Genomic DNA, 20,795 nt, shown 5'->3' with positions numbered 1-20,795 from the left:
GATTCCCCGGGTCAGGTGAGCTCCAGACCGCCGTCGAGGGTGAGGACCTGGCCGGTGAGCCAGGTCGCGGCGGGATCGGCGAGGTGGAGGATCCACTCGGCCACCTCTCCGGGCTCGCCACGCCTGCCGAGGGGGATGCGGCGGGCCTCGTCCTGCTTGGTCTGCTCGACGATGGTTTCGGGAAGACCGGCGGCGGTGAGTGCCTCACTCTCGGTCGGCCCGGGGGCCAGGGCGTTGACCCGGATCCCATCCCCGGCGAGTTCCAGCGCCCAACTGCGGGTGAGGTGCTCGATCGCGGCTTTCGAAGCGGCGTAGTGCGCCCCGCCGGGCAGCGGCCGGTGGCCGTAGGTGCTCGAGATGTTGACGATCGAGCCGCGTGTTTCCCGCAGGTGGGGCAGCGCCGCCCGGGCGAGCAGGCTGGGCGCTGTGACATTGAGGTCGAACAGGTCGGCGACGCGCGCCGCCGTCGTCTCGGCCAGCGGCATGACCGTGGTCGCGCCGGCGTTGTTGACCAGCACGTCCAACCGGCCCCAGCGGTCGACGGCCGTACGCGCGATCGTCTCGGGCGAGCCCGCGCCGCGGACATCGGCGGCGAGTGCGGCGATGCGCGGGTGCTGCCGGGCGGTCTCCTCGAGGGCGTGTGCGCGGCGGCCGATCCCGAGGACCTGGGCGCCGGCGTGTGCGAAGGCGAGGGCGGCGGCGCGTCCGATGCCCGAGCCCGCACCGGTGACGACGACGACCCGGCCGGCGAAGCGGCCGGCTGACTGTCCGGTCAACACGACTCCCGTTGTTCGATGTTCGCGAAACATCGAACAAGCTACCATCGGTCCATGAAGCAGGCGCACCACCCCAAACTGGACGAGATATCCCTCACCGCGGTCATGGCGGCGCTCAGTGACCCGATCCGGGTGGGGCTGGTCCGGCTGCTGGCCGACGGGCGGGAGCGCGGATGGGGGGAGCTGCGGGCCCCGGTCGCCAAGTCGACGCTCAGCCATCACCTCAGGGTTCTGCGCGACGCCGGGATCACCCGCACCCGTCAGGAGGGCACCCGTTGCTTCGTCGTGCTGCGCCGGGACGACATGGAGACCCGGTTCCCCGGCCTGCTCGCTCCCGTGCTGGCCGCGGCGGAGTGCGACGGAGTGGGCCGGCAGGTCGGGCTGGCGTCCTCGGGCCACGCGCCGCAGGGCTGAGGAGCCGCGCGTTCGCCCCCGCGTTCGCCCCTCATGCGCCGTGCGGCACGGCTAAGGTGACCGCTGGCCGATCAGGATGTGGTTCACGAGTGTCGCGGGGTGAGGTTGTTCGTACCGTTGGATCGCGCCCGCCGGGCGGAGGCGGCCTCCGCCCTGGGCAGCCTGGAACGCGGGATAGAAATCCTCCTGTGCCTCGCCGCCGGCATGAGGCCGATGAACCTGACCCAGGTGCACCGGTCCACCGGGTTCTCCAAGACCACCACCCATCGCCTGCTCGGGACCCTGCAGCGGCGGGGCCTGGTCACGCGCACGGGCGGCGACTACACGGTCGGCGGACGCCTCGCCGACCTCGTGCCGCCGCGCGGCTGGGCGGTCCAGGGCCGTCGCCTGCCCGGCTCCCGCAGGGCGGTCCTGCCGCACCTGCTCCAGCTGTACGAGGCCACCCGGCAGACGGTCAACCTGGCCGTGCGGGACGAATTCGAGGTCGCGTACGTCGAGCGGTTGTACGGGCACAACCGGGTCAAGTCGCCGTCGGACGGCGTTGACCGGGCGCCGCTGCACTGCACGGCCACGGGCAAGGTGCTGCTCGCCTACGACGCAGGCCTGCGCGCCGCGTTCCTCGCCGCCCCGGCCCTGCGGCGGATGACCGGCCGTACGGTGACCGCGCCGGCCGCGCTGGAACGCGAGCTCGCGGCCGTCCGCGGCGAGGGCGTGGGGTACGCGCGGGAGGAGTTCGCCGAGGGAGTGTGCTGCGTCGCCGCGCCCGTCTTCGGCGGCCCGGACGGCGGGGTGTGCATGGCCGTCGCGGTCGCCGCGCCGGTGGGAGCGGCGGCGCTGCCGCGCCTGAGTGCGGCCGTGCGCAGGACCGCCCACCAGATCACCGGCGCCCTCCTCCTGTGATCCCCATTTTGGGGATTGGGGCCGCCGGGCTCGGGGAAGGCTCGAACGAGCCGAGCGGCGGGGCCTGGGCCGCTCCGGCCGCCGGTGCCACGGACCGGCGTAGCCGTCGTGGTCTCGGGGAGAGTCATGCGTCGAGGACCGTACGCGTCCCGCCTGATCGGCCGGGCCGGCCTCGTCGCCGTTCCGGTGACCGTGCTGCTCACGGCGTGCGGGACCCCGGAGCCGCAGATGCGGCCGCGGCCCGTGGCCACGGGCGGCCCGGTGTCCACCGCGGTCCCCGCCGCGTCGCCCTCGCCCAGCCCGTCGGTCGTCTCGGCCGCGGACCATCCGGAGGCGTGCCGGAACGCCGACTGCGAGGTGGCGGTCCATCCTGGTGACCGGTTGCGACTCGACCGGAAGACCGGCCTCGACGCGATCACGATCGTCTCACTCGACCCGGGCGAGTTGCGGCTGGGCTTCGAAGCGGGTGCGGGTGCCTTCCACGTCGAGGGCATGAACACCAGCGTCAGCCAGGACTGCGTCAACGGCCGCTGCCGGACGGAGGGCGGGCTGACGCTGGCCCTGGGACGGCCCGGCAGGATCGGCGACATCCGCCTGCGGCTCGCGAGCGTGGCGCCCGACCACGCGGTCCTGGTCCTGTCGCCGGGGTGACCACAACCGGCGCGCCCGGCTTGGCCGTCTCGACTTCGGAAATCCCCAGCCTGCGTTAACCGCGAGGCCACCACGCCTCCCTACGGTCGCGGCCATGGCATGGAAGAGCAGGGTCAACGCCGCCGTCGAAGAGATGACCGGTTACGTCATCACCCGAGCCAGGCCACGGACCGTACCGGCTCCGGAGGCACGAGACGAGCCGCGCCCGCCCGCCGATCCCGCCGCCGACCGCCTGCTGCGCGCGCCTGTTTTCGTGCTCTCACCGGTCAGGTCCGGCTCCACGCTCCTGCGCGTGCTGCTGAACAGCCACAGCAGGATCCACGCGCCGCACGAACTGCACGTCCGGCGGATCGCCGTGACCCTCACCACCGATCCCGTACGGCAGGCCATGGCGGCGGCCGGCCACCGTACGAGCGACGTCGAGCACATCCTGTGGGACCGCCTGCTGCATCGGGAGCTGGTCAGGAGCGGCAAGGAGGTCATCGTGGACAAGACGCCCAGCAACGTCTTCGCCTACCGTCGCATCACGACGTGCTGGCCGGATGCCCGATTCGTCTTCCTCCTGCGCCACCCCGCGTCGATCGCCCGGTCCTGGCACGAGGCCGATCCGCGGGCGCGGCCCATGGGCGAGGCCGTGCGGCACACGCTGCAGTACATGCGCCACCTTGAGGAGGCCAGGCGCCGTCTCGAAGGAGTCGACGTCCGGTACGAGCGGCTCGTCGACGACACGGAAGGCGAGCTGCGCCGGCTCTGCGCCTGGCTGGGCGTGGAGTACGAGCCCGAGATGGTCCGGTACGGCGACAAGGACCACGGCGACTTCGTGAAGGGCATCGGCGACTGGCGCGACAAGATCCGGAGTGGGCGGGTCCAGCCGGGCCGTCCGCTGCCCGCCCCCGAGGAGGTGCCCGACGCGCTGCGAGAGATCGCAGTGGCCTGGCGCTATCTCTGATTTCCGATCACCAGTGGAACCAGTGAATGCGACGGCAGCTGCTGCACACGAAGCAGGTGGCGTCGCGGTTGGCCCAGTCGAGATTCATGAATGTCATGCCCGTGGTCTGGAGTTTCCACCGGCGCAGCTCGAACAGCTCGTTCTCGCACGTGTCGCATTTCAGATCGCGGCCGTTGGGGAGCGTGACCGACTGTGGTTCGTCCATGCCTTCGATGCTATGCCGCCAATCGTTTTCCCGGCCTGCCGCGAAAACTCTGTCGCGGCCCGAGTCACGTCACACCGATGACGGCGGTTTTCCTCACCTGACCACAATGCGGGTTCGAATCCCCCCAGGAACACGCGCGCCCCGGCCCTTTCCGGCCGCGCGAGGGCGTGCGATCACCCGTTGGGCTGGACGCGGTCCGCATCGCGATCGGGCGGAACCGCGTCGATGACGACGATCATCTCGTCTGCATAGCCGTCCAGATCGTCCAGTCGTAGCCACTCCTCCCCGGGGCGAATCTGGTGAAAGCGGAAGGTGCCGTTCGTCTCATCGGTGGCGGTGATGCACCGGACGGGCGGTCGATCGGGCAGGCGACGCGCGAGGGTGTGGACGATGCCAGACAGGACGATGCCCTGCCTGAGCATATGAATCCGGTGGTCACGGCCGATGCGCGGGCGCCCGGCGTGGTCGATCGACACGGCGACGTCGGGGTGGTCGTCAAGGTGCCGGCTGTTGGCGTCGCACTCGACGCCGGTGAGGTCAGTGTGTCGGTGGGGCGAGAGCTCGTGCGAGTATCCCGGAGCGAAAAGGGCGCCGCTGTCGTCGCGTACGATGCCGCCGCCCAGCAGGAGTCGCTGAGGATCGGCGGCGTCGACTCCCGTCGGCATGAGGCCGCTGTCCGGGAACCCCAGGGCCTCGGCCGCGGCGTCGTTCATCCGGACGGTGATCACCTCCGCAGGGTGCCCGTCGATGTGAAGAGGGTCAAGCCGGGTGCGTGCGCGTGGGTTACGGTGGCCGTCGTGAACGTCTATGGTGCGATCGCCTCGTTTGCCGTCATCGTGGCATTGCTCACGCTCACGCCCGGCTTGGACACGGCGCTGATCCTGCGTACGTCGCTGCTCGCCGGCCGGAGACCGGCCTGGGCCGTGGTGCTCGGCATCCAGGTCGGCACCCTGCTGTGGGGCCTGCTCACGGCCGCCGGCCTGTCCGCTCTCCTCACCGCCTCCCAGGTGGCGTACGAGGTGCTGCGGTGGGCGGGTGTCGCGTACCTGGTCTGGATGGGCGGCAGGATGCTCTGGCAGAGCCGCACGAGCCGGACGGAGGACGTCGCACCGCCCGGCCCGCTGGAGGCCGGATGGGGACGGGCGTTCCGGCGGGGCCTGCTGACCAACCTGCTCAACCCGAAGGTGGGCGCCTTCTACGTCGCGGTGCTGCCGCAGTTCATGCCCCAAGGCGTGCCACACGCGGTGATGGGCGTACTGCTGGCGGGCGTCCACGTCTGCGAGGCGCTGGTGTGGAGTGCCGTGCTCATCGGGTTCACCGGGATTCTGCGCGGCTGGCTGCGCAGGCCGGCGGTCAAGCGCGGCCTGGACCGGCTCACCGGCCTCATCGTCATCGGCTTCGGTCTGCGCCTGGCGATCCAGCAGTCCTGACCCGCCCGTCGTAGGGGCCGACCCCGCACACCTCGGGGACGGCGGCGATCGGGACCTCCTCGGTGAGGGCACGGACCACCAGGGCCTCGACGCCCCGCAGCATCGCCTCCGCAATGTGCGGGGGCAGGTAGGCGGTGTCCACGATGAGGCTGAGCTTCCCGGTGTCGGGGGCCGAGACGACCGTGAAGAACGCCTTGAACCGGACACCCGGCCAGGCGTTCGTGACGTACGTCCTGGTGTTTTCGGTGAGGCGGGCCACGTCCTCGTCGGGGCCGACGGGAGGCAGGCCCGGCCAGGTGCCGACGGTCCGTCTGTCGTTGAAGAACGCGTCGAGGTCCGGCTCCCGGCCGCGGCGGCGGCCGATCTCCTCCCGCATCGCCTGCATCTCGAACGGGTCGTAGTGCGCGTTGCGGTACGCCCTGAGCGCCCCCCGCTGCGCGGCCCGGCAGGCGGCGGCGAAGTCCGTGGCGGGCAGATCGAGCACGAACAGGCCGTCCTGCTCCACGGTGCCGACCATCGTGCGGACGCGCGCGTCGCGGCGGTTGCTGTGCACGAGCTGCATGACCGCACGCGGACGGCCGCTCACGACGGCCAGCACGGTGGCGCAGGCGGCGAGCAGCACGCTGGTCGTGCTCATCGTCCAGCGCTCGGCCAGCCGTTGCGCCGCGGTGGCGAGCGCCACCGACTCCATGCCGACCTCGATGAACCGCGGGTCGTCCGCCTCACGCGGCGGATGGTCGAACACGTCGAGCGGCCCCTCCGCCAGCACGGAGTGCCAGTATCGGACGGACTTGGCCGAGCGGGCGGGGTACGGCTCCGCGCGCTCGGCGGCCGCCTGGTCCATCGGCTGCCACTCGGCGGGCGGCGGTTCCTCGCCGCGCAGCAGGGCCTTCCACTCGTCCGACAGCGTGTTCAGCGCCTGGAAGTCCACCGCCAGATGGGAGAAGGCGACCGCCAGCGCCATCGGGCGGCCGTTCTTGACGACGACGGCGCAGCGCAGCGGCAGGTCCCGGTCGTGCGCGAAGGGCGTCCGGCCCAGCTCGCCCGCGAGCCGCTCGGCGACCCGCAGCGCCCGTTCCTGTCCCGCGTCCACCAGATCCACGGTCAGCTCGCCGCCGCGGCGGACCCGCTGCACCGGCCCTTCCGGGGTGAGAGCGAAGGTCGTACGCAGGCTCTCGTGGCGTTCGAGCAGCACGCGCAGCGCGTCCAGGACGCTGCCGAGGTCGCGCCTGCCGTACACCGGGAGCACCCATGGGCAGCTCAGGAACGTCTGGCTGTCGCCCATCAGGTGGACCGCCCGCCATATCAGTCGCTGTCCCCAGGTCAGCGGCGCCTGGCCCTCCCGGCTGCCGCTGAACGCCACCGTCACCATGAACCCGTCATCCCTTGGGAGGCCGGCTCGTCGCCGAGGCCGATCTCCACGCTGTCACCGAAAAGTTTCGACACGATGCCACTCCATGATCGGCACGGGAATGCCAGTTGGTCCGGTTTGGTCACGCCGGAAGTCGCCGTGCAACGGAAGAATAGGCAACAGGAGTGGAAGGGCGACAGTGAAAGTCGCAAGTCTTCTGCCGAAAGCTTTCGAAGGAGAGCGTTCCGAGGTGCGGGGCTACCTCTTGTCCGGTACGACGATCGTGATCTTGTTGCGGGCGGCGTCGATGCGGTTGGCGGGTGGCGCGCCGTCGGTCTCGTCGTCGCGGAGCATCGTCTCGCTCTGCCGCTGCTCCAGCTGCACCCGTTTGGTGGAGAGGAAGGCCGCCGTGAACTCGTCGAATCCGGTGGCCGAGATGGACCGGCCTGACTTGCGGACCTTGGCCGCCCATCGCCACAGGCGTTCGAGCAGGGCCAGAAGAATCAGCGCGCACGCCAGCATCTCCATGATCCCGACCGTACCTCCCGTCCTCTCCGGGTGTCCTCGTTCCCGAAGATCCGGTATGGCCCCCGGGGGTCACGCCCATGCGGCCGGAAAGATCGTTTGTCGGCCCGGCCTCGTACGATGTCGCCCATGACCAGGCACGGTTTCACGCTCACGGCAGAGGGCCCGTTCGACTTCGGCGCCACGTTGCGCTTCGTCGAGGACTGGCCGGCCACCAGCGGCCTGCCCTCCGACGGGCGTGCGCTGCGCTTCGCCTACTGCGCGGAGTCCGACTGGCTGCCGATCGGCGTGACCGTGACCGCCGCGCCGGACGGGGTCGCCGTCGCCACGACGCGGGCCGCCGGGCCGCGGATCCGGGGCGAGGTGGCGCGCATCCTGTCCCTCGACGTGGACGGCTCCGGCTTCGCCGCGGCCGGCGAGACCGACCCGGTGCTCGGCGACCTGCAGCGGAAGAGTCCCGGACTGCGCCCGCTGGGCTTCTGGAGCCCCTGGGAGGCGGCCTGCTGGGCGGTGATCGTGCAGCGTTCGTCGATGCTCATCGCCGCCCGGCTCAAACAGCGCATCGCGGAGCGATACGGCGCGAAGGTCGTCGTGGACGGGGAGACCTACACCGCCTTTCCTCCGCCCATGACGCTCCTGCAGGCCGGCGGTCTCGGCCTGCCCACGCAGAAGGAGGAGTGGCTGCGCGGGCTGGCCCGCGCGGCGCTCGACGGCGTGCTCACCGCCGAGCACCTGCGCGCGCTCGACCCTCAGGAGGCGCTGGCAGAGCTCCGCGCTCTGCCCGGCGTGGGGCCGTTCTCCGCCGGCCTGATCCTGATCCGCGGCGCGGGTGCGCCGGACGCGTTCCCGGGCGACGAACCACGCCTGTTCGCGATCCTGCGCGAGGCGTACGGGCTGCCGGAGGACGCCCCGCCTGCCGCGTACCGGAAGGTGGCCGAGGCGTGGCGGCCCTACCGGTCCTGGGCCTCCTTCCTGTTCCGGGCGTCCGGCTACGGAGCCATGGACGACGACCGGCCCCTGAGCCGTCCGACGCGAGGCCGCTGAACCCTCTGCGGCGGGCAGCGCGGTGGACGGCGGCGCGATCCTCGTGGCGCCGTCGTCTCGCGGCGTCTGAGAAGACGATGAACGGGCCGGGGTGTCGTCTCATCGGATTCTCACGCGGGCTGAATATCGGATGAGACTTCATCGCCCGGGCGGCTTCTTTCGCATTGGGTCGATCGTCGTCCACGCGCCCGCTCTGAGCTGGCGTCATAAGAATGGCGTAAGCGGGCCGCCGTGGTCGTGTGCATATTTAAGAATCGTCTCGGCCGCGAAAAAGGCCGATACGTTCTTCGGCGAAGGCGAAATCCGGTGCGGGCACCCTCTCTGTCCATTGAAACCCGCACCGGTGGTTTTCCCGAGGAGGAACCAATGCGTGCAAAAGTGATCGCCGGACTGCTGACCGCCACCGTCGGCGCCTGTGTGCTCGTCCCGACGGCGTCGGCCTTCGCGGCGACCGGTCAGCCGGGCGCTCCGCGACCCGTGGCCACCACGACCCCCAAGCCGGACCCGAAGCAGGACCCGAAGCAGGACCCCAAGCAGGACCCCAAGCGGGATGACGGCGAGAAGGGCTCCCGCTCCGTCGCGGCCACCTCGCTGACCATCACCGCCTCGGCGAGTGAGGAGACGGCGAAGCGGTCCCGCAACGACCGGCGTGCCAAGCAGCTGACACTCTCGGGCTCGCTGACCTCCGGCCGGTCGGGCCTTGCCGCCCAGACCATCGCCGTCTACTTCCGCAAGGCCGGCTCCGCCCGCTACACGTACGTCACCTCGACGCGTACGGGGTCGCGCGGGCAGTACAGCGTGAAGGTGAACAGCGGCGGGACCGGCACATGGAAGGCCGACTTCGCCGGCACGTCGGCCAAGCGGCAGAGCTCCGCCACGGTGAACGTCGCCTGACGTCCACGCCATGACCGGGGGCGCGTTCCGAGGAGCGGGAACGCGCCCCCCTCTTTTCCCCACCGGGTCGCGTCCCTGATCGCCGCCGCGGCCGTCTCCACAGGCATGGCCGTTCGCCGTCGTCACGGCCTTGACCCTGACGCGGCAGGAGGCTCGACGATCAGGGCATGAGCGAGTACATCAGTCCCGTCCCCATGCCCGCGCTCGACGCGACCGCCCCCGACATCTACCGGGATTACTACGGCATGCCGATGTTCGTCAGCATCCCCACCCGCGACCTCGCGGCGTCGAAGGACTTCTGGACCCGCGGGCTCGGGTTCGTCGACCTGTTCTCCGTGCCGGATCGGCTGACCCATCTGCGCCGCTGGGCCTTCCAGGACGTCCTGCTCGTGCCCGCGGAACACGTGGGCGAGGTCCCGGCGATGAGTGTCAGCTTCGCCTGCGTCCTCAGCCAGATCGACCAGATCGCCGCCCGCTGCGAGGAACTCGTGCCGGGCTGCACCAGCGGGCCGAGGGAGATGCCGTGGAACTCCATCGAGCTGACGGTCGTCACGCCCGAGAACGCCCGGGTGGTGATGACGGCCGCTCAGCCGCTCGATCCGCACAGTGCGCGGGCGGACGACCTGCGAGCGATGGGCATCGAGATCCCGGCCGAGTGAGCACCCCGTACGCCAGCCTCAGGCCGTGGGCCTCCGGCGAGGTCGGCGATACTGGGCCGGTGACGAGCGACGCCAGCGAATGCCGACCGGCCACCACCGGACCGGACGGCTCCGACGGCTCCGACGGCCTCACCGTCGGCCGGGCTGCCGCGCTCGTCGGGGTCAGCGTGAAGACGCTGCACCACTGGGACGCGATCGGCCTCGTACGTCCGAGCGGGCGCACCTGGGCCGGATATCGCGTGTACTCGGGCGACGACGTCGCGCGGATCCACCGCGTCCTCATCTACAGGGAGCTCGGGTTTCCGCTCGCCGAGATCGGCTGGATCCTCGACGACCCGGGCGCCGACGCGCGCGACCATCTGCGGCGGCAGCGGACGCTGCTCGTGGAGCGCATCTCCCGCCTGCGGAGGATGGTCGGCGCGGTCGACCGCATGCTGGGTGCGTCGAGCACCGGCATGCGATTGACCCCGGAGGAGCAGGTGGAGATCTTCGGCGACGACTGGCAGCCCGCCTGGGCCGACGAGGCCGAGGACCGCTGGGGTGACAGCGCGCAGTGGGCGCAGTACGTCGAGCGGGCCGGCGAGATGACCCCGGAGGACTGGAAGAGGATCGCGGCCGAGACCGATGCCCTGAACGCCGACCTCGCCGCGGCGAAACGCGCCGGCGTCACGCCCGGGTCCACCGGCGCGAACGCGCTCGCGGAGCGGCACCGCGCGTCGATGTCGAGGTATTTCGACTGCACACACTCGATGCACGCCTGCATCGGGCGGATGTTCACCGCCGATCCCCGGTTCGCCGGCCATTACGACGCGGTCGAGCCGGGCCTGGCCGTCTGGCTGCGCGACACGATCTGCGCGAATGCCGCGGCGCATGGCGTCGACCCGGAGTCCGCGACCTGGCGGTAGACCCGGGCGTCATGGAGCAGGTCGCGCAACGGTCCCAGATCACGCGCTGACGGCGAACCAGCCTGCGAAGCTCGTTCCGGTCGGAAACGCTCTAGCGGAGCATTCGCCCGAGCCGGGACATCGCCCTGGTCAGAGGTCCGCTCCTCGCCATCGCCGCCCGCTCGGACGCGCGCACCGCGGCGAAGCCGTAGCCGGTCATCCGCCGTTCGTAGTCGCCGATCGCGCCTGCGAGCGGCAGGCCCGCCGTGACGGCGCCGGACAGGGCACGGCACAGGACGGCCGCGTCAAGCAACGCGCAGTTGGCCCCCGAGCCCTGGGCCGGGCTCATCGCGTGAACGGCGTCGCCCAGCACGGTGACGTTGGAAGGTCTCCAGGGCCCGACGGGGACGGAGCTCCTGATCGCCACGCAGAACGTCTGATCCACCTCGGCGGCGGCCACCAGGGACACCAGGTTGGGGGCCGCCGTCGGCGAACCAGACGCGCACACGCTCGCCCTCGTGCTCGTAGTGCGTGAACTCGGCACCATAACCGACCACGCCGTCCAGCCCGGCCAGGAGAACCTGGCGCAGCACCATCCGGTCGACCGGAGCGCTGAAGGTCGCGGGGTCGCCCCCTGCCGACACGCCGTCGAACGTCACGCCGTGCAGTTCCCGCAGGCGTTCGTCGACGACGGTGACCCGCCTGCTGGGCAGCCCGGCCGTGGCGGTGAACAGCTCGTACAGGCGGGGCGGCAGGCACTGGTGCAGCGCGCCCGCGCCGCCGGCCTTCGGCGTTCACAACCAGCCTCGCCGAGGACGGCGCTGTCACGCATCGGGACGCTGTCTTGTCTGAGCTGGTGCACGGCCGGATCGAGCCGGCCACCGTCACGCGAAGGAAGCCCGATGAGCACCGATCACACCCACGTTCACCACCTTGAGAACCCCGACAAGAGCGGTCCGCCCCCGAAGATCGACGTGGTCGGCACCGTGCCGGGGGCCCCGCCTGCGCCGGAGGGGGCCGAGGCGATGACGATCCTGGTCACGTTGCCGCCGAACAGTCCTGGTGCGCCGCCTCACCGGCACTCCGGGCCCGCGTTCGGGTTCGTGATCAAAGGAGCGATCGACTTCGAGCTCGAAGGCGAGCCCGCGCGGGTCGTCCGGGCCGGTGAGACGTTCTGGGAGCCCGGCGGGGACGTGATCCACTACCAGGACGGCAACCATCTCGCCGACGAGGAGTCGGCGTTCGTGGTGACGATGTTCTGCGCGCCCGGGCAGCCGATGTTGACCGTGGTCAGCCCGGAGGAGCTGGAAGCTCGGCGCGACCGTAGGGCGCCGCGGTCATGACCAAGGTTTCGCTGACCGCACTCGTCCGTGATCTGCTCGCACTCGCCCGCGAGGCGGACAGCGGTCGCAGCGCCACCACCGTCCACGGCGGGCACGACCGTTCGCTGCGGCAGACCGTGATGGCGTTGCGACAGGGCGAGCACATACACGAACACGAGCATCCCGGCGAGGTCACGGTGCACGTGCTGCACGGGCGCGTGCGGCTTGTCGCCGGGCCCGACTCGTGGGACGGGCTGCCCGGCGATCTGCTGGTCATGCCGGAACGCCGCCACCGCGTGGAGGCCGTACAGGATTGCGCGTTCCTGTTCACCACCACACGTTGAGAGCGAAGAAGGCGGGAACCGGATCCGGTTCCCGCCTTCAGTCTTGGCGCACACCGGCCCTGCCGTGCCCGCGCATGCGTCACCGATGGCTCAGATAGGATTTTGGCCGCCAAAGACAGCATGCATCGGTAGATCCCAGCGAAGGTGACGCCGTGACCGAGACCGCGCCGCTGCGGGGACGGCATCGCGAGTCGGCGGAGCTGGACGCGCTGGTGGACCGCGCCCGTGCCGGTCACAGCGGTGCGCTGGTCGTCTCCGGCGAGGCGGGCGTCGGCAAGACCGCGCTCCTGGACCACATGGCGGCGCGCGCCGCGACCGACGTCCGGGTCGAGCGCATCGTCGCGTCGGAGTCCGAGATGGAGCTGGCCTACGCCGGTCTGCACCAGTTGTGCGGGCACATGATGAGCTCGGCCGGGCGCCTGCCCGCCCCGCAGCGCGAGGCGATCGAGGCGGCGTTCGGCCTGCGCCGGGGATCCGCGCCCAGCCCCTTTCTCGTCGGGCTCGCACTGCTCGGGCTGCTCACCGAGGCCGCGGGCCACCGGGCGCTGGTCTGCGTCGTCGACGACGCGCAGTGGCTCGACGAGGCGTCGGCGCGGGCTGTCGCGTTCGCGGCCCGGCGTCTCGACGCCGAGGGGGTCGCGATCGTGCTCGCCATGCGCACGGTGGGCGACGCGTTCGCCGGGCTTCGGCAGCTCGTCGTCGAAGGACTGGGCCACGACGACGCGCGTGAGCTCCTGCGCCTCGCGGTCCCCGGCGGCCTCGACCGGCGGGTGCGCGACCAGCTGATCGCGGAGGCGCGCGGCAATCCGCTCGCACTGCGGGAGCTGCCCCGGGCGCTGAGCCCGGCCGAGATCGTCGGCGGGTTCGCTCTCACCCGCTCGATGCCGCTGGAGAGCCGCATCGAGCAGAGCCTGGTCGCGCAGCTCGAGCCGCTGCCAGAGTCGGCGCGCCTGTTGCTGTTGCTGGCGGCCGCGGACCCGACCGGTGATCCCGGGCTGCTGTGGCGCGCGAGCGAGGTGCTGGGATTGGGCCCGGAGGACGTCGACGCCGCCACGGACGCCGACGCGCTCGTGGTCGGCACGCGCGTCGGGTTTCGTCATCCGCTCGTACGGTCGGCGGTCTACCGGGCGGCGTCACCGGAGGACCGGCGGCGTGTCCACGCCGCGCTGGCCGAGGTCACCAGCGCCGGCCACGACCCGGATCGCCGGGCATGGCATCGGGCCAGCGCGACGCTGCGCCCGGACGAGGAGGTCGCCGCCGACCTGGAGCGGTCCGCGGTGCGTGCGCGGACCCGCGGCGGCGCGGCCGCCGCGGGCGCGTTCCTGGAGCGGGCGGCGGAGCTGACGCCGGCGCCGTTCCGCCGCGCGCAGCGACTGATCGCGGCCGCCGAGGCGAAGCACGACGCGGGCGCGCCCGCAGCGGCCCTGCGCCTGCTCGACACCGCCCGCGACCTTCCCCTCACCGCGTTGCACGAGGCGCTCGTCGCCCGGTTGCGCGCCCGCGCCGGATACGCGCTACGGCGCGACAGCAGCGGGGCGCGGCTCCTGCTCGCCGCGGCGCAGGGCCTCGAAGGGCTCGACCCCGTGCTCGCCCGCGACACCTATATCGAGGCGCTGGCGGCCGCCGTTTACGGCGGCCGCCTCGGTGACGCCGAGCAGGTGGCCGCCGTAGCGAACGCGATCCTGGAGGCGACGCCCGGCGCCGAGGAGTCCGACCGCGCGCGGGACCTGATCCTGCGCGGCCAGGCGTTGCTCGCGGCCAAAGGGCAGGAGGCCGCGATCGCGACCCTGCGCCGCGCGCAGCGCGCGTTCCTCGAGCAGGCCCCGGACTCGCTCGAGCTGCACTGGATGTGGTTCGCCTCCCGCGCCGCCCAGGACCTGTGGGACACCCGCACACTCCGCGCGCTCGCCGACCGGCAGGTCGAGCTCGCCCGCGCCGAAGGCGTCGTGACGGTGCTGCCGATCGCGCTGAGCCTGCTGATGCTGGCGCAGACGGTCGACGGCGACCTGGACGCGGCGGAGGCCTCCTGTGACGAGATCGACGCCATCAAGGACGTCACCGGGAACCCGCTGCCGCAGTACGGGCGGCTCTTCCTGGCGGCCTACCGGGGGCAGGCCGGCGAGACGGAGCGCTGGGCGGAGCGGATCCGAGCCGACGCGTACGCACGTGGCGAGGGCTACGGGCTGAGCGCGGTCAACTTCGCGGAGGCCATCCTCTACAACGGCCTCGGGCGCTTCGCCGACGCGGTGGCCTCCGGCCGCCGCGAGCTGCCGTACACACACGAGCTGAGCCACGCGATGCGCACGCTGCTCGAGCTCGTGGAGGCGGCCGTGCACACGGGTGAGCGCGCGCTCGCCGAGCAGGCGTTCGAGCGACTGGCGAGCGTCACACGTCCGGCGGGCACCGGCTACGCGTTGGGCGTGCTGGCGATGGCGGAGGCGCAACTGCGCGCGGGCGACGAGGCGGAAAGCCTGTACCGGGACGCCGTCAAGCGCTTCGAGCACGAGCGGATTCCGATCATGGTGGGGCGCTGCCGCCTGCTGTACGGGGAGGTGCTCAGCCGCGCGGGGCGGCACGCCGAGGCGCGCGAGCAGCTCCGGGCCGCCCACGAGGCGTTGTCGGGCTGTGGGCTGAACGGCTTCGCCGAGCGCGCCGCCCGCGGGCTGAGCGCGAGCGGCGAGACCCCGCGCGTGCGCGCGCACGGGCCGGCGGCGCGGCTCACCGAGCAGGAGCTCAACGTGGCGCGCCTCGCACGCGAGGGTCTCACCAACCGGGACATCGGCGCGCGGTTGTTCATCAGCGCGCGCACCGCCGAGTATCACCTGCGCAAGGTCTTCACGAAGCTCGGCATCAGGGGGCGCGCCGAACTGAAGACCGCGCTCGCCGAGCTCGACTCCGAGCCGCGGCGGACACGCTCATGAGCGCGACTCCGGCGGCACGTAGCCGAAGGTGGGGCCGGCCGTGGTGCCGTCCACATCGGGCATCAGCAACAGGGCGTCGGCCTGGGCCTTGAGCGCGTACATCGTGCCGACGGCGGCCCCGAGCAGTTTCGGGTCGCCGTCGAAGGCCTGCTCCAGCTGGTTCAGAAGCGTGCAGTAGGTGCTGTTGAACTCGTCCTGCGCGGTACGGATCGCGCTGCCCGGGGCGTGATCGGACAGCCGCGGGTTGGGCCGCATCGGGCGCACGGCGGCCAGGTTCACCGAGATCGTCTCGCCGGTCGGCCCGGACTGCGGGGTGTCGCCGCGCCGGTAGCGCCGGCCGAGTTGGAGTTCCCGGAAGCGGTAGTAGTGGGCGACCTCGTCCCGATCGGGGTGGAAGATGTCCTGGTCGCCGTCCCAGACTTCGCCCCGGGCCGTACCCTCGCCCTGTTCGACGATCTCCTTCAGCGCCCCCAGCGCCGACTCCAGATCCTCCACTGCGAACAACCAGCCCGCGGTGTGCCGGAAATGGCTGCCGCTCACCTGGCGCGCGGGGTCGCCGCAGAAGACCTCCCGCTCGCCGAGCTGCTCGCACAGGTGGCGTAGTCCCTGTTCGATCGCGTCGTAGAACTGCCCGATCGTCTCGTAGCCGTCGCCCTCCGCCGGAGCGCCGGGTGGGGCCGGCTGTTCCAGTCGCAGGAACATCTCCAGGGACTCCGGGCCGAACGGGAGCAGCGACAGCTCCAGATCGCTGTGGGGCAGCCGCCGGGGATACGGCGGCAACATCTCCGGGATGTCGAGGCGCGGCCGGCCGCCGACGGCGTTGAGCAGGTTCGCGGCCAGCGCCAGATGCAGCATCTCCTCGGCGAAGACGCTGCCGACCACCTCCGCGGCCTCCGGATTGTGCTCCGCCTCCAGGGAGTACAGCGCGCACAGGTACGGCGGCAACGTCGCGTGTTCCAGCTCGACCGCCCACTGAAGGTGCTCACGCAAACCGTCGAGGGTGTCGATTGGCGCCGGTCCGGGAACAGCGACAGTCCCCTGCGGTTCCAGATCGTTCATCGAAGTCCTACCTCACTGGCAGAAGTGGTGTCTGTGGGTGTGACGCAACCGGTCGCAGGCTAAGACCGGACAGCCGCCGGACGTGTGACAGCCGCCGGGAACTTCTTCACGACCCATGAGCTCCGCGCCTGGCGGAAGGGAGCCGTCACGACTTCGCGCGCTGCCGTCGACCGGCCACCAGGCGCGCCCGGCCCGCCTCGGTCAGGCGCCTGCCGCCCCCGAGGTGACGTGCAGGGCGACCGGCCGAAGGACCAGACCATCGGTCCATGTCACCGACTCGGGCGAGGTGGCCAGGCGGAGAGCGGGTCGCCGGGTGACCAGGGCCCTGATCGCCTCGGTGAGCTCGACCCTGGCGAGACTGGCCGCCAGGCAGCGGTGCGGACCGTAACCGAATGCCACATGCGGGTTGGGAGGGTGTTCGGTGAAACGGTGGATGTCGAACCGGCTGGGCTCGGGAAACGCCTGCGGGTCGTGGTTGGCCGCGTTCAGGTTCGGCATGACGACCGTCCCCGCGCTCAGCGAGCCGCTCGGCAGGTCGGTGTCCTCCGTGATGCGGCGCATGAAGGCACTGGCGGGCGGTCCGTCGAAGCGCAGGATCTCCTCGACGGCGGTAGCCGTCAGGGCCGGGTCCGCGACCAGTTCGTCCCATTGGTTCGGATGGAGGAGCAGCCGGAACACGCCACGGGCGATCATCGAGGCGGTCGTCTCGTAACCGGCCGTGATGAGAGAGAAGACGGTGTTGACGAGCTCGCCCTCCGACAGCCGGTCGCCGGAGTCCCTGGCCTGGATGAGCAGGTCGATGAGGTCCTCGCCGGGCGAGAGGCGATGCTGGGCGACCAGTTCCGCGGCGTAGGCCATGAAGTCGTTGTAGCTCTCGTAACGCGCCTGCTCGGTGGCCGTGGAGGTGGTCAGGAACATGTCCGTCCACTGGACGAACCGCTCGTAGTGGTCCATCGGCACGCCGAGCATTTCACAGATGACATGGGCCGGTAGCCGCAGCGCGTATCCCTGGACCACGTCGAAGCGGTCACCCAGGCCGTCGAGGAGTTTTCCGGCGATCCCCGCGATGCGGGGGCGCCACGGTTCGATCTGGCGCGGGGTGAAGGTGCCCTGCATGATCCGGCGGTAGCGCGTGTGCTCCGGCGGATCCTGATTGATCAGCGCGTCCGGGTCGTCGTCGATGCCGACGCCGCTCACGAACCGCGGCAATCCGGGGAGGCGGAGATTGCGGCTGGATGCGGGCGAGGCCAGCAGGGCGCGGACGTCCTCGTACCGGACGGCCATCGGGACGCGGTCGCCGCTTGGCATGGTCGCCGGCTCCAACGGCCCCGACTCGCGTCTTCGGGCGAACTCCGGTGGGGGCGTGGCAAGTGGCCCCGGCACGATATCCGGTACGACATTCGGCTTCGAATCCGGCTCGGTGGTCACTGCAACCCCTTCCGTCGGGGGCGCCCGGGGTGCGGCCTACGCGGAACGTACGAAATGTCGCACCGCCCGTCAACGGGCGAATCAGCGAGACCTCAGGCCGTGGCCCCGGTGCCCGCGAGCAGCGCGGTGCTGATCTGCCTGCGGGACGCGATGCCGAGCTTCGCGAAGACCTTGCGCAGGTGCCATTCGACGGTGTGCGGGCTGATGAAGAGCTGCGCGCCGATCTCGGGGTTCGTCAGACCGTCACCGGCCAGGCGCGCGATCTGCGCTTCCTGGGCGGTGAGAGTGGCGCGCGTCTCGACGGTGCGCTTGCGTACCGTCTCACCGGTGGCCTGGAGCTCACGCCGGGCGCGTTCCGCGAACGCCTCGGCCCCCATGTCGCTGAGCATCTCGTACGCGATGCCCAGTTGCTCGCGTGCGTCGAGGCGGCGGTTCTCCCGGCGCAGCCACTCGCCGTAGAGCAGCCGGGTGCGGGCGAGCGTCGTCCGGACCTCGGTCCGGCCGAGCCGCTCGATCGCCTCGCGGTAGAGAGTGTCGGCGTCCGATCCGTCGCTCACCTGGGCACGCGCGCACGCCGAGGTGCCCAGGGCCCAGTCGGTGCCACTGGCTCGTGCCATCTCGTCGAGTCGCCGGGCGGCTTCGGCGGCTCGGGCCGGCCTTCCGCTCCGGGCGGCGGCCTCGACGAGTTCGATCGTGGACCTGATGGCCGTCCCGCCAAGCTCCTGCGGGTGCTCGAAGGCTCGCTCGGCCGCGACGTACGCCTCCTCGTAGCGGCCGAGGCCGTTGCAGAGCACCGCGCTCGCCCATTGGGTGGCGGTCAGCACCTTGCCCTCCCCTTGAATGGCCGTGTCCCGCATGATCGCGTCGCTGACCTGACGTGTCGCGGCCTCCCGGCCTCTCCACGCCTCGAGTACCAGGGCCGCGTACTGGGCCAGGAAGCGGCTGCCCGTCACCTCGCCGATCGTCACCGCCTCGGCGACCAGCGCATCGGCCAGGGCGAACTCGCCGGCGAGGACCCTGTTCGACACGAGCATGTGGAGAGCGGAGGGCAGCACCGACAGCGCACCCGCCTCGCGTGCCAGGTCGACCAGCCTCGCGGAGAGCACGGACCAGTTGTCGAAGTCCCAGACGTTATGGGCCATGCGGGACGCGAACGGGAGCCAGCCCAGGCCCTCTTCCCTGGAGGCCCCCTCGGCCCGGAAGGCGTCCAGGGCCCGCAGCACCATCGGCGCGCCCGCCGCGTAACCCTCGGTGAGCGCCACGGCCACACCGTTCAGGAGCAGATCGTTGCGCTCCGGCGGCGGCCCCGGCGGTGTGGCGAGCGTCGCCTTCGCGATGTCCACCACCTGAGCGCCCCTCGGCAGACGGCCCGCGTTCATGGCCACGTTCAACGCGTCACGGTAGGTCTCGCGGGCCAGCCCGGCGTCCAGCGGCGCCAGGCGCTTGCCGGCTCTGAGCAGCAGGGGGAAGGCAGCGCCTGCGCTTCTGGAGGCGAACGCGATCCGACCGCGCAGCAGGCCGGCCTGGGCGAGTTCGCGTTCGTTCAGAGGGCTGAGCTCGGCCGCGTCCAGCAGTTCGAGCGCGGCGTCGTACGCACCGGCCCGATGTTTGGCGCGTGCCGCCGCCAATGCCCTGGCGCCGCGGCGTGCGGGATCGGGGGTCAGCTCGGCCGCCCGCTCGTGGAAGGCGGCCGCCGCGGCGACTCCGCCGCGCGCCTGCGCCCGGTCGGCCGAGCGCTCCAACTCGGCGGCCACCGTCTCGTCGGGGCCGGCCGCCGCGTTGGCGAGATGCCACGCCCGGCGGTCGGGATCCGATTGGGGATCGGTCGCGTCGGCCAGCGCGCGGTGGACGTCCTGCCGGTCCTGTGGGGCCGCGACGCGGTAGGCCGCCGAACGCAGGAGGGGATGGCGGAAACGTACCCGGGTCCCGATGGTGATCAGCCCCGCCGCTTCGGCCGGCGATGCGGCGGCCGCGTCGATGCCCAGCAACTCCGCCGCCTGAGTCAGTAAGGTCACATCGCCGACCGGCTCGGCCGCAGCTATGAGCAGCAGCCGCTGCGTCTCGGCCGGCAACGACTGGACCCGCCGCAGGAAGCTCTGCTCGATCTGGCTCGCCAGCGGGCGCGCGTCGGGCCGCCCGAATCCACCCGCCAGCTCCGCCGGCGTCAATCCCCGGGGCATTTCGAGCAGGGCCAGCGGGTTTCCCTGCGTCTCGGCGACGATCCGGTCCCTGACCTGCTCGTCGAGTCGTCCAGGAGTCACGGAGTCGAGCAGAGCGCGGGCGTCGCTGTCGCTCAACCGTCCTACGTCGAGCTGTGGCAGCCCTCTCAGCTCTTGTCCGAGGTGGGGCTCGCGCACCGCGAGCACCAGCCCGATCGGCTCCGCGAGCAGGCGTCGCGCGACGAAGGCGAGGGTCTGCGCGGAGACCTCGTCCAGCCACTGGGCGTCATCGACGAGACAGACCAGCGGCCCTTTCCCGGCCACTTCGGCGAGCAGGTTGAGCACCGCGAGCCCGACCAGGAAGCGGTCCGGCGGGGGTCCCGCGCTCAGGCCGAACGCTGTACCGAGCGCGTCGCGTTGCGGGCCCGGCAGGTGACCGAGGTTATCCAGGAAGGGGGCACACAGCTGGTGCAGGCCGCCGAAGGCCAGCTCCATCTCGGACTCGACGCCCGCCGCTCTGGCCGTCCGGCAGCCGGACGCGCTGCCCCGCGCGTACTCCAGCAGCGCCGTCTTGCCGATGCCGGCCTCGCCGCGCAGGACCAGGACCGAGCTGTGGCCGGCTTGCACCGTCGCCACGAGCTGGTCCAGCGTCTCGCACTCGATCTGCCGCCCACGAAGCGGCGGCTCGAAACCTTTGCTTGCCATGGGCACCGCCCCGCCGCCCCCCTCACCCGTTGACCGCCGAACGTAGGAGGCTACCGGCGCTACCCCTCGGATCGACGCGCAGCCTACCTTTCCGGTGTCAACCCGGCAATCAACCCCGGCCTGGTCAATATTCGCGGTTGGGGTGATCCTGCCTGTGACGACCAGCGCGACGACC

General features: G+C 71.6%; 21 protein-coding genes. 12 read left to right on the top strand and 9 right to left on the bottom strand.

Features of this window, described 5'->3' with window-relative positions:
* Positions 1 to 11: 11 nt before the first annotated feature.
* Positions 12 to 779, bottom strand: a complete 768-nt coding sequence (locus QSK36_RS34025) for an SDR family NAD(P)-dependent oxidoreductase (RefSeq protein ID WP_502883389.1) — start codon at positions 777 to 779, stop codon at positions 12 to 14.
* Between the two features lie 51 nt (positions 780 to 830).
* Here QSK36_RS34025 and QSK36_RS34020 point away from each other — a divergent pair, with 51 nt between their 5' ends.
* The 4 genes from QSK36_RS34020 to QSK36_RS34005 all read left to right on the top strand — a co-directional run bounded on the left by QSK36_RS34020 (position 831) and on the right by QSK36_RS34005 (position 3,690).
* Complete coding sequence (locus QSK36_RS34020; RefSeq protein WP_183544413.1) at positions 831 to 1,190, top strand: ArsR/SmtB family transcription factor; 360 nt, start codon at positions 831 to 833, stop codon at positions 1,188 to 1,190.
* Between the two features lie 99 nt (positions 1,191 to 1,289).
* The gene (locus QSK36_RS34015; protein WP_221264565.1) at positions 1,290 to 2,090 is read left to right on the top strand and encodes an IclR family transcriptional regulator; all 801 of its coding nucleotides are present in this window, start codon (positions 1,290 to 1,292) and stop codon (positions 2,088 to 2,090) included.
* Positions 2,091 to 2,216: 126 nt separating this feature from the next.
* Positions 2,217 to 2,741: a hypothetical protein gene (locus QSK36_RS34010; RefSeq protein WP_285785208.1), complete on the top strand. Its 525-nt coding sequence runs from the start codon at positions 2,217 to 2,219 to the stop codon at positions 2,739 to 2,741.
* A gap of 94 nt (positions 2,742 to 2,835) precedes the next feature.
* The gene (locus tag QSK36_RS34005; RefSeq protein ID WP_285785207.1) at positions 2,836 to 3,690 is read left to right on the top strand and encodes a sulfotransferase family protein; all 855 of its coding nucleotides are present in this window, start codon (positions 2,836 to 2,838) and stop codon (positions 3,688 to 3,690) included.
* Positions 3,691 to 3,697: 7 nt separating this feature from the next.
* On the opposite strand, the gene QSK36_RS34000 is transcribed toward QSK36_RS34005, so the two are convergent.
* Entirely contained in the window at positions 3,698 to 3,895 is a 198-nt protein-coding gene (locus QSK36_RS34000) for a hypothetical protein (protein ID WP_182900201.1), read from the bottom strand.
* Between the two features lie 173 nt (positions 3,896 to 4,068).
* Positions 4,069 to 4,623 (bottom strand): PM0498 family protein, encoded by a 555-nt coding sequence (locus tag QSK36_RS33995; RefSeq protein WP_285785206.1) that lies wholly within the window; start codon positions 4,621 to 4,623, stop codon positions 4,069 to 4,071.
* Between the two features lie 69 nt (positions 4,624 to 4,692).
* Here QSK36_RS33995 and QSK36_RS33990 point away from each other — a divergent pair, with 69 nt between their 5' ends.
* Positions 4,693 to 5,325, top strand: coding sequence for a LysE family translocator (locus QSK36_RS33990; protein WP_183544401.1), 633 nt, complete (start codon positions 4,693 to 4,695; stop codon positions 5,323 to 5,325).
* On the opposite strand, the gene QSK36_RS33985 is transcribed toward QSK36_RS33990, so the two are convergent.
* Together QSK36_RS33985 and QSK36_RS33980 are read right to left on the bottom strand one after the other, a co-directional pair.
* Positions 5,285 to 6,697: a condensation domain-containing protein gene (locus QSK36_RS33985; protein ID WP_285785205.1), complete on the bottom strand. Its 1,413-nt coding sequence runs from the start codon at positions 6,695 to 6,697 to the stop codon at positions 5,285 to 5,287. The genes QSK36_RS33990 and QSK36_RS33985 overlap by 41 nt on opposite strands.
* A 237-nt stretch (positions 6,698 to 6,934) precedes the next feature.
* A complete protein-coding gene (locus QSK36_RS33980; protein ID WP_183544397.1) occupies positions 6,935 to 7,204 on the bottom strand; it encodes a DUF6191 domain-containing protein in 270 nt (89 codons plus the stop codon).
* A gap of 126 nt (positions 7,205 to 7,330) precedes the next feature.
* Between QSK36_RS33980 and QSK36_RS33975 the strand changes: the two genes are divergently transcribed.
* The 4 genes from QSK36_RS33975 (at position 7,331) to QSK36_RS33960 (ending at position 10,703) form a co-directional block, all read left to right on the top strand.
* Positions 7,331 to 8,245 (top strand): DNA-3-methyladenine glycosylase family protein, encoded by a 915-nt coding sequence (locus QSK36_RS33975; protein WP_285785204.1) that lies wholly within the window; start codon positions 7,331 to 7,333, stop codon positions 8,243 to 8,245.
* A 366-nt stretch (positions 8,246 to 8,611) separates the two neighbouring features.
* A complete protein-coding gene (locus tag QSK36_RS33970; protein WP_285785203.1) occupies positions 8,612 to 9,139 on the top strand; it encodes a hypothetical protein in 528 nt (175 codons plus the stop codon).
* A gap of 167 nt (positions 9,140 to 9,306) precedes the next feature.
* Positions 9,307 to 9,798, top strand: a complete 492-nt coding sequence (locus QSK36_RS33965; RefSeq protein ID WP_285785202.1) for a VOC family protein — start codon at positions 9,307 to 9,309, stop codon at positions 9,796 to 9,798.
* Between the two features lie 59 nt (positions 9,799 to 9,857).
* A complete protein-coding gene (locus QSK36_RS33960; RefSeq protein ID WP_285785201.1) occupies positions 9,858 to 10,703 on the top strand; it encodes a MerR family transcriptional regulator in 846 nt (281 codons plus the stop codon).
* Positions 10,704 to 10,794: 91 nt separating this feature from the next.
* Here the strand turns inward: QSK36_RS33960 and QSK36_RS33955 are convergent, their stop codons facing one another.
* The gene (locus QSK36_RS33955; protein WP_285785200.1) at positions 10,795 to 11,190 is read right to left on the bottom strand and encodes an FAD-dependent oxidoreductase; all 396 of its coding nucleotides are present in this window, start codon (positions 11,188 to 11,190) and stop codon (positions 10,795 to 10,797) included.
* Between the two features lie 394 nt (positions 11,191 to 11,584).
* On the opposite strand from QSK36_RS33955, the gene QSK36_RS33950 reads away from it, so the two are divergent.
* From QSK36_RS33950 to QSK36_RS33940, 3 genes are all read left to right on the top strand, one after another.
* Entirely contained in the window at positions 11,585 to 12,025 is a 441-nt protein-coding gene (locus tag QSK36_RS33950; RefSeq protein ID WP_182900192.1) for a cupin domain-containing protein, read from the top strand.
* Positions 12,022 to 12,348: a cupin domain-containing protein gene (locus QSK36_RS33945; protein WP_182900191.1), complete on the top strand. Its 327-nt coding sequence runs from the start codon at positions 12,022 to 12,024 to the stop codon at positions 12,346 to 12,348. The genes QSK36_RS33950 and QSK36_RS33945 overlap by 4 nt, the downstream gene beginning before the upstream one ends.
* Positions 12,349 to 12,500: 152 nt before the next feature.
* On the top strand, positions 12,501 to 15,269 hold the full coding sequence (locus tag QSK36_RS33940) for an AAA family ATPase (protein WP_285785199.1): 2,769 nt from the start codon (positions 12,501 to 12,503) through the stop codon (positions 15,267 to 15,269).
* On the opposite strand, the gene QSK36_RS33935 is transcribed toward QSK36_RS33940, so the two are convergent.
* The 3 genes from QSK36_RS33935 to QSK36_RS33925 form a co-directional block, all read right to left on the bottom strand.
* Positions 15,264 to 16,259: a ferritin-like domain-containing protein gene (locus QSK36_RS33935; protein ID WP_285785198.1), complete on the bottom strand. Its 996-nt coding sequence runs from the start codon at positions 16,257 to 16,259 to the stop codon at positions 15,264 to 15,266. The two genes, QSK36_RS33940 and QSK36_RS33935, sit on opposite strands and share 6 nt — an antisense overlap.
* A 270-nt stretch (positions 16,260 to 16,529) precedes the next feature.
* Positions 16,530 to 17,636, bottom strand: coding sequence for a cytochrome P450 (locus tag QSK36_RS33930; RefSeq protein ID WP_183544380.1), 1,107 nt, complete (start codon positions 17,634 to 17,636; stop codon positions 16,530 to 16,532).
* Positions 17,637 to 17,848: 212 nt separating this feature from the next.
* Entirely contained in the window at positions 17,849 to 20,620 is a 2,772-nt protein-coding gene (locus QSK36_RS33925; protein ID WP_285785197.1) for an ATP-binding protein, read from the bottom strand.
* Positions 20,621 to 20,795: the final 175 nt, after the last annotated feature.

The organism is Microbispora sp. NBRC 16548 (genome assembly GCF_030268985.1).
Lineage (GTDB): Bacteria > Actinomycetota > Actinomycetes > Streptosporangiales > Streptosporangiaceae > Microbispora > Microbispora catharanthi.
Note: the sequence above shows the minus strand (reverse complement) of the source record. Positions and strands in the feature narration are given on the sequence as shown.